Origin of the sequence: Thermus sp. NMX2.A1, from assembly GCF_000511705.1 — a bacterium.
In the GTDB taxonomy this organism is placed as follows: domain Bacteria; phylum Deinococcota; class Deinococci; order Deinococcales; family Thermaceae; genus Thermus; species Thermus scotoductus.
In genome coordinates, this window is record NZ_ATNI01000055.1 from 1 (window position 1) to 12,083 (window position 12,083).

The 12,083-nt window shown below is 63.4% G+C and carries 15 protein-coding genes; 8 read left to right on the top strand and 7 right to left on the bottom strand.

Features of this window, described 5'->3' with window-relative positions; genetic code table 11:
* The 5 genes from TNMX_RS05505 to TNMX_RS05525 form a co-directional block, all read right to left on the bottom strand.
* Nucleotides 1-1,606, bottom strand: a 1,606-nt coding sequence (locus TNMX_RS05505) for a nitrite reductase (protein WP_038030307.1), incomplete at its 3' end; no start/stop codon positions are given.
* A gap of 135 nt (nucleotides 1,607-1,741) precedes the next feature.
* Complete coding sequence (locus TNMX_RS05510; RefSeq protein ID WP_015717638.1) at nucleotides 1,742-2,038, bottom strand: hypothetical protein; 297 nt, start codon at nucleotides 2,036-2,038, stop codon at nucleotides 1,742-1,744.
* Nucleotides 2,031-3,461, bottom strand: coding sequence for a cbb3-type cytochrome c oxidase subunit I (locus TNMX_RS05515; RefSeq protein WP_015717639.1), 1,431 nt, complete (start codon nucleotides 3,459-3,461; stop codon nucleotides 2,031-2,033). The genes TNMX_RS05510 and TNMX_RS05515 overlap by 8 nt, the downstream gene beginning before the upstream one ends.
* A gap of 10 nt (nucleotides 3,462-3,471) precedes the next feature.
* Entirely contained in the window at nucleotides 3,472-4,137 is a 666-nt protein-coding gene (locus TNMX_RS05520) for a cytochrome c (protein ID WP_038030240.1), read from the bottom strand.
* Nucleotides 4,138-4,283: 146 nt separating this feature from the next.
* Complete coding sequence (locus TNMX_RS05525; RefSeq protein ID WP_038030241.1) at nucleotides 4,284-5,639, bottom strand: multicopper oxidase domain-containing protein; 1,356 nt, start codon at nucleotides 5,637-5,639, stop codon at nucleotides 4,284-4,286.
* A 173-nt stretch (nucleotides 5,640-5,812) separates the two neighbouring features.
* Between TNMX_RS05525 and TNMX_RS05530 the strand changes: the two genes are divergently transcribed.
* A complete protein-coding gene (locus tag TNMX_RS05530) occupies nucleotides 5,813-6,205 on the top strand; it encodes a YbaN family protein (RefSeq protein ID WP_038030243.1) in 393 nt (130 codons plus the stop codon).
* On the opposite strand, the gene TNMX_RS05535 is transcribed toward TNMX_RS05530, so the two are convergent.
* A complete protein-coding gene (locus TNMX_RS05535) occupies nucleotides 6,164-6,436 on the bottom strand; it encodes a hypothetical protein (RefSeq protein ID WP_172640109.1) in 273 nt (90 codons plus the stop codon). The genes TNMX_RS05530 and TNMX_RS05535 overlap by 42 nt on opposite strands.
* Here TNMX_RS05535 and TNMX_RS05540 point away from each other — a divergent pair.
* From TNMX_RS05540 to TNMX_RS05570, 7 genes are all read left to right on the top strand, one after another.
* Nucleotides 6,390-7,541: a cbb3-type cytochrome c oxidase subunit I gene (locus TNMX_RS05540; RefSeq protein WP_015717644.1), complete on the top strand. Its 1,152-nt coding sequence runs from the start codon at nucleotides 6,390-6,392 to the stop codon at nucleotides 7,539-7,541. The two genes, TNMX_RS05535 and TNMX_RS05540, sit on opposite strands and share 47 nt — an antisense overlap.
* A gap of 54 nt (nucleotides 7,542-7,595) precedes the next feature.
* Entirely contained in the window at nucleotides 7,596-8,021 is a 426-nt protein-coding gene (locus tag TNMX_RS05545; RefSeq protein ID WP_038030247.1) for an Rrf2 family transcriptional regulator, read from the top strand.
* A gap of 47 nt (nucleotides 8,022-8,068) precedes the next feature.
* Nucleotides 8,069-8,266: a DUF542 domain-containing protein gene (locus tag TNMX_RS05550; RefSeq protein ID WP_015717646.1), complete on the top strand. Its 198-nt coding sequence runs from the start codon at nucleotides 8,069-8,071 to the stop codon at nucleotides 8,264-8,266.
* Nucleotides 8,263-8,559, top strand: a complete 297-nt coding sequence (locus TNMX_RS05555) for a cupin domain-containing protein (protein WP_015717647.1) — start codon at nucleotides 8,263-8,265, stop codon at nucleotides 8,557-8,559. Before TNMX_RS05550 ends, TNMX_RS05555 begins: the two co-directional genes overlap by 4 nt.
* Nucleotides 8,556-8,933 (top strand): hypothetical protein, encoded by a 378-nt coding sequence (locus tag TNMX_RS05560; RefSeq protein ID WP_015717648.1) that lies wholly within the window; start codon nucleotides 8,556-8,558, stop codon nucleotides 8,931-8,933. Before TNMX_RS05555 ends, TNMX_RS05560 begins: the two co-directional genes overlap by 4 nt.
* Nucleotides 8,934-8,974: 41 nt before the next feature.
* Nucleotides 8,975-10,075 (top strand): YwiC-like family protein, encoded by a 1,101-nt coding sequence (locus tag TNMX_RS05565; protein WP_015717649.1) that lies wholly within the window; start codon nucleotides 8,975-8,977, stop codon nucleotides 10,073-10,075.
* 223 nt (nucleotides 10,076-10,298) lie between these two features.
* Entirely contained in the window at nucleotides 10,299-10,865 is a 567-nt protein-coding gene (locus tag TNMX_RS05570; protein ID WP_015717650.1) for a hemerythrin domain-containing protein, read from the top strand.
* On the opposite strand, the gene TNMX_RS05575 is transcribed toward TNMX_RS05570, so the two are convergent.
* A complete protein-coding gene (locus tag TNMX_RS05575) occupies nucleotides 10,862-12,049 on the bottom strand; it encodes an NAD(P)/FAD-dependent oxidoreductase (RefSeq protein WP_015717651.1) in 1,188 nt (395 codons plus the stop codon). The two genes, TNMX_RS05570 and TNMX_RS05575, sit on opposite strands and share 4 nt — an antisense overlap.
* Between the last annotated feature and the right edge of the window lie 34 nt (nucleotides 12,050-12,083).

Here is a 12,083-nt window from a genome sequence, read left to right on the forward strand (position 1 = left end):
AGATGTCGTAAGCGGTGTTGTACACGTTGAACTTCCCCGTAGGGGTGCGCACCCAGTCCCCGGTGATGCGGGCCTTTTCCTTGAGGGTAAGGGCATCGTAGACCACGATGAAGGTAGGGGTGTCCTTAGAGCCCCAGGCGGAAACCCAGATCTCGGTCCCACCCTTATTGAACTCGGGATGCACCATGCGGGCCTTCAGCTCCTGGGCTCCCGGCACCTCCCAGCACTTGGCCACCTCCAGCTTGCGCTTGTCTATGGCGCAGAGGCTGGCAGCCGCCTGGGGACTCGGGCTCATGGGGAAGTCCACGATGACCCAGGGGCTATTGGGGTGGGTCTTGATGAAGAGGTTGCCGGTATAGGGCAGGGTGATCCGCTTGACCACCTTCCAGGCGTACTGGGGATGCTTTTCGGGATCCACACCCACCACGGTCACCTCGGGGCTACCGATGTTCCCGGTGGCCCAAACCGGCCCGTAAGTGGGATGCTCCCAGTTGGAACCCCGGCCCGGGTGGGGCCTGACCCCCGCCTCCACCTCGGCTGCGAACTCCCGGGTCTTGGTATCTATTACGATCAGCTTGTTCAACGCGTTGGCCGCCACGATGAAGTAGCGCTTCAGAGCCCAGCCCCCATCGTGCAGAAAGAGATTGGTGTCGATCATGGTGATGGGCAGGGGCCGGCCTTTCTTGTGCAGATTGGAGTAGTCCACCAGCCAGGTCTGGCCCGACTCCTTGAGGTTTACGATCCACTCGGGGTTAAAGTGGCTCGCCACGATGGCGGCCACCCGGGCTTCCATCACCAGTTCCCCGGCCCCCTTAGCGTAGGAGATGGTGGAGACCATCTTGAGGGGCTCGAGGGTGAGGCCATCCAGAACCACCATGGTAGGCGGCCAGTAGCACCCCACCACCGCATACTTATCCTCGTAGCCCTTGAACTTGCTGGACTCAATGGACCGGGCATCCAGGCAGGGCTTGGACTCCGCCACCACCTGGGGCGGGTTCATCCAGAGGTCTATCAGGCTCGCCTTCCCGTCCCGGCCGATGGCCATGAAGTACCGGCCCGTGGCTGAGGAGCGCAAGATGTGGGTGGCAAAGCCCGTGGGCACGATGCTCACCAACTCCTTCTTATCCCCGTCGATGATGGCCACCTGGCCCGTATCCCGGAGCACCTGGCCGAAGAAGTTCTGCCAGTTGCGGTTATGGAGAGGTTTGGTGGGCCGCTTCTCCGGGGGCACGTGCACCTTCCAGGTCTTTTTGATCTCCTCAAAGGTGGGAACTGGAGGCGCTGGGGGCTGCTCCAAAAGGAAGCGGGCAACGAGCTCGATGTCCTTTTCCTTAAGAATCCCCTGCCGCCCCCAATCGGGCATGCCCCCAGGAAGGCCGCCGAAGATCACCGCCTTCAGGTACTCCACCCCCTTTTCCGCCATCTTCTTAGGGTCAAGGGCGGGACCCGTCGCTCCCTTCCGCAACACCCCATGGCACCCAGCGCAGCGGTCAAAGTAGATTTTGGCTGCTTCCTCCTTCTCCGCCGGGCTTAAGGGAGCAGGAGCCTGGGCCAAGGCCAAAGCGGCCAGCAGCAGAGATCCTAATAAACCTAACGTTCTTTTCACAGCTTTCACCTCCATCAACTAGGATAGACATATCCGAGTAGTACAGATGTCCTATGGCTAAAGTCCCTACAAATCTCCCCACCTAAACTGGAAAAAGCCGGACCCCGTGCGGGGTCCGGCCGGGGGAAGGAAGGGCTAATGGGCGTGCTCTTTTTCGTGGAAGGTGGTCACCACCCACCACATCCCCTGGGGGATGAAGAGGTATACCGCCGAGCTAAAGGCGATCAAGTACTTCCAGAAGGGATCCAAGTAGGGCGGCAGAATCATGCCCAAAGCCCCCAGGGCCTGCAAGGCGGCGAAGAGGTAGGAGAAGGTAACGATGGAAGGCCTCCCCAGCATCCGCCCCAGAGCGTAGAACATGGCGTAGAACCCTGCGGCGGAAACCATGAGCATCCCATAGAGCATCAGGTCCCGCACCGCCTCGCTAGTCATGGGCCCCCACCCCCTTGGCCGCCTTGGCCTCGCCCTTGCCAATGGTGACCAGGTCCCAAAGGAGGACCAGGTAACTCACCAAGAAGAAAACCCCAAAGGCGAAGCGCCAGACCATACCGTTTTGGAACCAGGGGTGTTGCTGGGCATCGATATAGGCCTGCCAGGTGCTACCACCAATGGCCCGTTCCACCATGGTCTGGGTGAAGCCGGCGATGGTCATGGCCGCAGACATGCCGAAGATGCCGATGATCATCAGCACAAAAGCCCACTTCCACAGCCTGGAGTCAAAGCGGGGCAAATCAGGCCGCCTCACCTGGTGCAGGGCCATGTAGATCACCGTGAGAATGGCGGTAACGTAGGCTCCGAAGAAGGCCAGGTGGCCGTGGGACGCAGCCAGCTGGGTGCCATGGGAGTAAAGGTTGATCTGGGGCAGGGTCTGCATGAATCCCCATACCCCGGCGCCGATGAAGTTGCCGAAGGCCTGGGCGATGGCCCAAAAGAGGGCGGGCTGGTTCACGGTCTGCATGCGGTGCATCCCGGCATCGTAGACCGCATGAACCACCATGGCCACCAGGGGAATGGGCTCCAAGGCGCTAAAGAACCCCCCCAGGCCCAGCCAGTACTCCGGGGTGCCGATCCAGAAGTAGTGGTGCCCCAGACCCAGGATCCCGGTGCCGAAGACCAGGGCCACCTCGAGGTAGAGCCAGGTTTCCACAATGCGCCTCGGAGTTCCCAGAAGGTGCATGAGGGCCATGGCCATGATGGAGCCCACCAATACCTCCCAGGTGGCCTCCACCCAAAGGTGCACCACCCACCACCAGAAGTACTGGTCCATGGAGATGTTGGGGGTGTAGTGCATGCCCGCCATATAGAGCCCGGCCAGGGCCACCAGGTCAAACATCAACACCGCCACCACCCCGGTAATGCGCTGGGCCTTAAGGGCTGTAGCTACCACGTTGTAAAGGAAGATGGCCATCACCGCCACGATGCCGAAATCGGCCCAGCGGGGGGCTTCTATGTACTCCCGCCCCTCGGTGATGAACCACAGGGTAAAGGCGTTACCCGGCCCATACTGGACCAGGAGGTAAACCAAAACCACGATGCCCACTGCCGCGATAAGGGTGAAGAAGGCGAAGCGGGCAAGCCGGATGCCCACCACCTCCCGCCCCAGCTCCATGGGCAAAAACCAGTACACTCCGCCCATGAAGCCCAAAAGAAGCCAGACGATCATGGCGTTGACGTGGAGCATCCGGTTGGTCATGAAGTTAAGCTTGCCGTAGAGAAAATTGGGATCCAGGTACTGCCAAGCCGCCAGCAAACCGAAAAGGACCTGGGCCCCAAACAGGGCCAAGGCCACCCAGAAGTACCAAAGGGCCAGCTTCTGAGACTCGTAAAGCTTACCTTGGGGTAAAGCCTGGGTCATGGGACACCTCCTACTGCACCCCGGCGAAGCGGTCCGGGAAACCGTTGGTATCGATGGCCGACATCCACTTCAAGAAGGCCACCAAGGCCTTGGCCTCCTCCTCGCTCAAGCCCAGGTTGGGCATACGGCGAACGAAGGTGGGATAGCGGTCAGGGTGTTGAAGCCATTCCGCCATGGCCTCCTCCTTGGTGGCCTTGCCGGTCATGCCCTTAACCATGGTTTCCCATTTGGGGTCCAACCAGGCGCGGGTGAGGTCGGGAGCGAAGTAGGCCCCGTTACCCAGAAGGGTGTGGCAGTCCATGCAGTTGCGGCTCTGCAAGGTCATCTTGCCCTTGTTGACCAAGGTGTAGGCCTCCTCCTCGCTCCAAACCTTGCCGAAAAACCCCACCTCCTCCCCGACGACCGGGATGTCCCGCCGCTTCTCGTAATCCCGCTTGAGCCCTATAGCCTTGTTGATCACGGTGTAGGCCGGCACCCGGGCCGAACCCTCCCGGATCTGGTTCAAGGAGTCAATGGTCAGATACACCAGGATCCCGGTCATGATCAGGGAGCTCACCACAGCCGCATTTCGCCAGAAGCGGGGCTCGAGCCATCCGGATCCCCGGGAAAGCCACAGGGTAAGGACCACTGTGGCAAAAAGCGCCCCGATGGTGGTTTCTATCCAGCCGATCTCCATACCTTAACCTCCTTTCACCTCCAGCTCACAAACTCGGATTAAGCCGGCGGAGTTTCCATGACCTAGGTCAAGGGCAAATGTCCCCGGGGGGATTCCCTGGGGACACCTCTCGTCATCGGTCAGCAGTCACGGGTCAGCACCCCGGGTCATTGGGAATCGGCCCGCTGGCTCAAGGGCTCGTAGACACGGATGATCCCCTTCATGTACGGGTGGATGCTGCAGATGTACACGTACTCCCCTGGCTTGGTGAAGGTGATGCGGTACCGTTCTGCGTGGCCCAGCTTGGGGGTCACAAAGGGCTCAGGCCCCTGCACCTCGATCACCACCGCATCATGCCGGCCCGTGCGTTCCCCTTCCAGCAGGTCAAAGACGTCTTCATTGACGAACTCCACCGTGGTGCCCACGGGGATCTCCAGGACCTTGGGGTAGAAGGAGTTGCCCACCATCTGCACGGTGACGGGAAGGGGTTCTAAAGCCTTTGCCCCAACCGCGACTGGCTGAGCCAGGGCAGGATCCAAGGGCACCCGTACGGTGTGCTCGTGGCTAGGAGAAGCAAGCCCATAGGGATCGACCACCCGCTTGGCGCTGGCGGGAATTTCCTTGACCCCGGGCACTCCTTCCGCCCGCACCTCAGGAATCCGGGGCGCATCCTTCTTGGCCCGCAGGATCCCCAAAGCCCCCTTGATGGCGGTACCGAAGACATGGGTTACCAAAGCGTAATCCCCCTCCACGGGCGGAACTCGCCATTCGATGACCCAGGAATCGCTCGGTCCCGCCAAAGCCGTCTGGGCGCCCACCACGAGGTTTTTCGGATTACCCTGGTAGTACATGTACTCAAAAACCCCGCCCACCACGTGGAACGTGCTGGTAAGGTTGGGCCCCACGTTCAGGAAGTAGATGCGTAGATAATCCCCGGGACGCACGGGTATGGGTTCATCCACGTAACGGAAGTTCCTGCCATTGAACATCACGTAAAGGGCCTTCCCATCGTAGAAATCCCGCCCTGAAGCGTAAGCCTCACTCTGGATTATGTAGAGCTTGAGGTCCGGCCCCCGGCCGAGCTCCCGCTCCATCCGGTACTTCTCTTTTGGCTCCACCACGATCATCCCAAACTGGCCACCCATGGTGTGGGCCATGATGCCGTGGCCCCCAGGGGCGCAGTGGTACATGAAGACCCCCGGAAAGTCCGCGGTGAAGCTGAACTCCCGGGTTTCCCCTGGCTGGACGTTGCCCAGGAACCTCGAGGTCTGGGTGTTGGCGGCATGGATGGAAAGACCGTGGGTAACGTTATCCAGATTCCGAAGGGTGATGTGTACGGTATCCCCCTCCTCCACCACCAGCATGGGCCCAGGGCTCATATCGTTGAAGGAGAAGCCCCTGAGGTAAACCCCTTGATCCACCTCGAAGATGCTGGAGCGGGCCTCGAGGGCAAAGTGCCTTTCCGCCGCCACGCCTGGAACCCCTAAAACCAACCCCGCCAGTACGCCTAACACCTTTCGCATCCTTCACCTCCCAGGTCCTTACTCGGACCTTTCCATCCGTGTTTTAGCATCACTCCCCAAGGACAGGTGTCCTTGTGACAAATGTCCCAAGATAGGGAACGCGCGCCGAACTCCTTCCCCACCCTTGACCTCGATCAAAGCAATCCCGGTACGGACGGGGATATCCTCAAGTCATGAGGCTGACCTTTTTGGGTTTAGGACTGCTCTTCACGGGGCTGGGCTTCTTGGGGGCCCTCCTTCCCATCCTCCCCTCCACCCCCTTTTTCCTGATAGCGGCCTACCTCTTCTCGCGAAGCCATCCCCGCCTCGAGGCCTGGCTTCTCTCCCTGCCCCAGGTGGGCCCCTTGGTGAAAAACTACCGGGAAGGCCGGGGGATCCCCAGAAGAACCAAGGTCTTGGCCACGGCCTTGGCCTTGGGGGCAGCGGGCATAAGCATCTATGGCCTACCCCACATCCTAGGCCAGATGGCCCTGCTCCTCCTCATCGCCTACGGCATCTATTTCATCTGGAAACAGGTACCCACCTTAGCGCCGGAGAAAGGCCCAAAAAACCAGGACCTCCCATAGGGCCAGGAAGCCCCCCAGCACATCCACATCTTCCCTTCCCTCCCAGGCCCAGCCGTAAGGCGTGGGGAGGGGAAAACCCGTAAGGCGGCTTGCCCCATAAAAGAGGAAAAGGCCCAGGGCCAGAAGTGCGGAAAGGCCGTACAGCCTCTTTCCAAGGCGCCCAGCCAGGGCCTCCGGGGCCACCATGCCCCTGGGGGCTTTCGGAGCCCTCACCGCCGCCATCTTGGCCACCACTACCCTCCTCTCCGGGGCCATCGCCTTTATCCCCACCTTCCTCTGGTCTTTAGGCCTAATCAAGGTGGACCCCCTCTGGTTCCGGCACACCTACTGGGGCTTTGGCCACGGAGCCCAACAGGTGAACCTGGCCGCCATGGTTACCGTCTGGTACCTCCTGGCCCTTTTCACCGTGGGAGGTACCACCCCCAGCGAGAGGCTCTCCCGGGTCGCCTTCCTCCTCTACCTCCTGGGCATCAACCTGGGCTCCGCCCACCACCTCCTCACCGAGCCCACCGGGGCTCTTTCCAGCAGCTGGACCTGGGTGAACACCGGCTACCTCATCCATGTGGCCGTCCTGGGAAGCTTGATCCACGCCTTCTCGGTGCCCGCGGCCATTGAGCGGGGCCTCAGGCTCAAGGGGTTCAACAAAGGGCTTTTCGGCTGGCTGGCCAAGACCCCTTGGGGCAACCCTGGCTTCTCCGCCCTGGTGCTTTCCGTCATCCTCTTCGGTTTCCTGGGAGGGATGAGCGGGGTCACCATGGGCTCCTACGACCAGAACCTCAAGTGGCACAACACCTTAGCGGTGGTGGGCCACTTCAAGGGCACGGTGGTGGCAGGAACAAGCCTGGCCTTCATGGGCCTCACCTACTACCTTCTGCCCCTCATCTTCCGCCGCAAGCTCATCTGGCCTCGGCTTGCCGCCTGGCAGCCCTGGCTCTTCGGGCTGGGCATGGGCCTCCTCTCCCTAGCCATGTTGCGCCTGGGGGTAGTTTATGGACTTCCTCGGCGCTCTGGGGACGCCTTCCAGTTCGGGGGAAGCCCCTTCGCCTTCCAGTACCCCCCAGAGATGGCCACCTGGCTTGCCGCCATGGGCATCGGGGGAACCCTGGCCCTTTTGGGCGGGCTTCTCTTCGTGCTCTTGGCGGTGGGCACCCTGCTTCGGGGCAAACCCTTGGCCGACGAGGAAATCCAGAAAACCTACCAGGTGAAGGTAGAGGAAGGCCACGCCACCCCCAAAGGGGTCTACCTCCTGGCCCTCCTCTTCCTGGCCCTCTTCCTGGTTTACTACCTTTATAACCACTGGTTCCTCTCCCGGGCCTGGTTCATCGGTGGGAGGTAGTGCTCCTCTTCCCACCCCCTGGGGGCCAATCCCTCAGGGGGTTACCATGTAGGTATGCCCGTGCGAAGCCTCTTAAGACGCGAGGAATCCTACGCCCTTCATGCGCTTCTGCTTCTAGCGGAAGAGCCTGGGCTTAGCGCCGCGGAGATCGCCGCCAAGCTCAAGGCCCCTCCTGCCTTTATGGCCAAGGTCCTCTCCAAGCTGGCCAAAGCGGGCTTGGTGGAAAGCCGCATGGGCCGAGCAGGAGGGGTGTGGCTCAAAGCTCCCCCAGAGGGGATCACCCTGCTTAAGGTGATGGAAAGCCTCTCTGGACCTGTGGCCCTGGACCTTTGCGCCACCTTAAAGCGCTGCCCCACAGAGGAGAGGCGGGGATTCTGCTACCTCAAGCCAAACCTGGTGCGCATGAACCAGGAAATCCGCAAAGCCCTCGAGGGCCTGACCCTAAAGGATCTCCTGCCCGAGGCTTCCAAGACCGCTTGACCCAGGTCATGGCAATTCAACCCCTTGGGTGCCAAGCTTAGGGGGGTATGGTGGAACTCACCTTAAAGACCACGGTAAACAGGGTCTTGCAACGCCACCCGGAAGCGGTGAGCTTGCTAAACGAGATGGGCATAGATACCTGCTGTGGCGGAGCCGATTCCCTGGAGGAAGCCGCCCGCCAAGCAGGCAAGGACCCCGAAGAGGTATTGAAGGCCCTCCTGGCCTTTTTGGGAAGGGAAGGATGAACCTCCTGGAGAAGGCCCGCTACGGCCAGGTCCGAGGGGTGGAACTCCTGGCCGATCACCCGGAAGTGCGCCTGATCCTCTTCAGCCTGCAAAAGGGGCAGGAGGTCCGGGGTAAAGGGGAACCCCGGGTTCACCTGCTTTGCCTCGAGGGGGAGGGCACCCTGTGGGCCGGGGAGAAAACGATCCCAGCAAGCCCCGGAACCCTCCTCGCCTGCGCGCCAGGCGAACCTCACGGGGCCAAGGCCGGAGAAGGTCGGTTTCTGGTCCTTGGCATCATCACCCCCAGGCCATGATCCTGGCAAGCCGGCTTGCCCTCACCACGGCCCTCTTCTGGTTTATAGCCGCCAACCTGGTGGGGCTTCTGCTCGGCCTGGGTGTCCTACCCTACAATTGGCGCCCCGCCCACGCCCACATGCACCTTCTAGGCTTCGTGAGCCTTATGATCTACGGCGTGGCCTACCACGCCCTGCCCCGTTTCCGCGGCGTGGTCTTCCGCAGGCCCGGGCTCGCCCTTTTCCAGGTGGGCCTGGCCAACCTGGGCCTGCTGGGCATGGCCCTGGCCTGGGGGCTTGGCCTGGGAACGGGCATCTGGGGAGCCTTCGCCACCCTCTCCTTGGCCGCAGGCCTCCTCTTTGCCCTCTTGGCGCTGGAAATCTTGTGGGGCTAAAAAGCCCCGTCCCACGCTTCCTTAACCCTAGCGAGGTGCGTATGCGCACGACCCCAAGCGTTTCCCTAAAGTCGGTAGCCCTCCCCACGGAGCACGGGGGCTGGGGGTTCACCCTCGAGCCTCTCCTCCTCGCCCTCCTCCTCTCCCCTGGCCCCCATACCCTAGGCCTCTTTCTCCTAGGGCTCTTCGGTTTCCTGGCGCGGCACCCTTTGAAGCTCGCTTACCAGGACCTGAGGCGGGGAAAGCGCTACCCGAGGACCGAGCTGGCCCTGAGGGTGGGTGGGATATACCTCGGTTTTGCCCTCTTGGGCCTCCTCCTCACCGCCCTAACCGCTAAAGGGCCCTTTCTCTACCCCCTCGCCCTGGCCTTCCCCCTGGGGGCCTACATGGCCTACATGGATGCCCAAAACCGCTCCCGGGACCTTTTCCCCGAGATTGCGGCCGCCCTCTTCATGGCGGCCTTCGCCCCCGCCGGGGTCTTGGCGGGCGGGCTCCCCCTGGAGGTGGCCCTGGGAAGCTTCCTGGCCCTGGCCCTAAGGGATGTGGCCGCCCTCTACTACGCCAGAACCCAGGTCCTCAGGGCCCGGGGCCAAAGCCCCAAGGTCTATCCCGCCCTCCTCGCCCTCGGGGGTAGCGCCCTCTTGGCCTTCCTCCTCTTCCTAAAGGGCCTCCTTCCCCTCCTTACGCTCCTCGCCCTCCTCCTCCTCGCCTCCTTTGGAAGCTTCACCCTCTTCCGGCCCCCCGTCCCTGCCCGGGTGGTAGGCTGGACCCAGATGGGTTTCGGCCTCCTCATCGTTTTGGCCACTGCCTTGGGCTACACCCTCCAGGGCCTCCCCACGGCCCTTCTTGGCGTGCCCGCCCTTCACCGGGTGCTGGGCCTACCCCTTGTGTTCCTGGCCTTCCCAATGGGCTTCTACCTCCTCTGGCGGCGGGAGGTACCCCGCCTGGCCCGGGCGCTCCTTGGCCTCTACGACCTGAACGTCCTCCTGGGCCTGGTCTACCTGGCCTTGGTGGGAAGGCTCTCCCCCCACCCCCTCCTGGCCCTCCTGGGGGTAGGCCTCCTCCACCTCCTCCTGAAGCGGCCCTATCCCTGGCCCGGTCTGGGGTTTCTCCTCTTGGGGATGCTTCTCCTCTGGCACTAGGCCAAACCTAGCCCCGGTCCCCGGGGGGCCACCCCCATGGCGCCGCGCTCCCTGCGGCCAGCGGGCTGCACCCTCGTCTGGCCGCACGGCACCGTCCGGGGAAGGGCTCGGCCATCGGGCAAGGCCCTCTGGGCCCGCCTTGACCTGGGTCATAGACGGGGAGGGAGGGTAGGTGAAGGCTGGAGGCCTGGGCGGCCCCCCCGCCTAAAGGAAAGGAGGCAAGATGATTTACCCCTTTGAAGGCAAAGGGCTAGTGAGGCCAGGGGGTCAGGTCCGGTGCCTGGACCTAAGCCGGGGGAGAAAGCAGACCCTGAAGGTGGAGCGGAGCGAAGACGCTCTCCTGGCAGTTCTCAAGGGGGTTATCGTCGTGCGGTTCTGGGGGCGCTCCCTCCGCCTCCAGCCGGGCCGGACCGTGAGGGTCCGGACTGGCCAGCTCCACCTGGAGGCCCCAGAAGGCGGGCGTATCCTCTGGATCACCTTGGGGCTTCCGCCAAGTGAGCTCGCCCGGGACCACAAGGAGCTTGAAGCGCTTCTGGAGGCCCTGCCCTCCCAAGGAGCAGCCGAGGCCCTGGTTCAGAGGCTCCAGGCCCACATCGCCCTGGAGGAGGCCCTCTACTACCCCACCCTGAGTCCGGGAAACCGTCGGGATCGGCTCCTGGAGCACCGGCTTCTCCTGGAACTTCTGGGAGAGCTCCAAAGCTCCCTCCGGGAAGGCCGGCCCGTGGATGGGGTGGTGGAACGCCTCAAGATCGCCCTCCAAGCCCACAGCGAGGCGGAGCTAAGGACCTAGTCGGGGAGGATCCGCACCCCAGGTTCCCGGAAAAGATAGGTGTAGGCCCAGTCCAGGAAGACCAGAAGGCGGTTGCGGAAGCCCACGAGCTCCCTCAGGTGCACGAAAGCCCAGAGGAGCCAGGCGGGAAGCCCGGCCACCCCGAGGCCCCAAAGCTCCGCCACCGCCCGATTGCGGCCGATAACCGCAAGCTGCCCCCGGTCGCGGTAGCGGAAGGGGAGGGGGTCCTGCTCCCTTAACGCCCGGAGGAGGTTTCGCGCCGCCCACCGCCCCTGTTGCAGGGCCACGGGTGCGAGCTGGGGGAAGCCCAGCCCGTTGAGGTCCCCCACCACGTACACCTCGGGATAACCGACAAGCCGCAGACAGGGGTCCGTGGGCACCCGGCCCCGAGCGTCCGCAGGAAGCCCAGGAAGGGGGTTCCCCCGCACCCCCACTGCCCAGAGGACGAGGTCCCCTTTAAGCCGCTCGCCCCCGGAAAGCCTTACCCATCCCTCCCCCACCTCGGCCACCTGGGCCCCCAAGCGCACCCTCACGCCAAGTTGGGCCAAGGCCCCCTCCGCATACCGGCCGAGGGCCGGCCGGAAGGCGGGAAGGAGCCGGGGCCCCGCCTCCAGCAGGGTGACGGCCCCCGCGGGCACCTCGGGGAAGTCTCTGGGCAGGGCGTAGCGCAAGAACTCCGACAGCGCCCCGGCGAGCTCCACGCCCGTGGGCCCGCCCCCCACCACGAGGAGGTCCAGGGGGCGCCCCCTGCGGGCCGCTTTTTCCAGGGCCTCGAGGAGGCGGTACCGGACCCTTAGGGCCTGGCCCAGGGTCTTGAGGAAGAGGGCATGCTCCCTCACCCCCGGTACCCCCAGGTCGCTGGGAAGGCTTCCCGTGGCCACAACAAGGAAGCGGTAGGGAAGCGCATCCCCGCCCTCCAGGAAGAGCCTTTTCCCCTCGAGGTCCACCCGCTCCACCCGGCCGAGGAGAAACCGGCCCCGGCGCAGCAAGGCCCGCAAGGGGTAGGCCACGGCCGGCCCCTCCAGGAAGCCGGTGGCCACCTGGTAAAGGAGGGGCTGGAACAGGTGGTGGTTCCGGGCGTCCAGCAAGAGGTAGGGAACCCGCGCCCTTTCCAGAACCCGGGCGGCGGCAAGCCCTGCGAAGCCCCCGCCCAGGATCACCACCTCTGGCCAAGCCCCGCCCATGCCTGCTCCCGCACTTTAATCCGGCCGTAGCCCC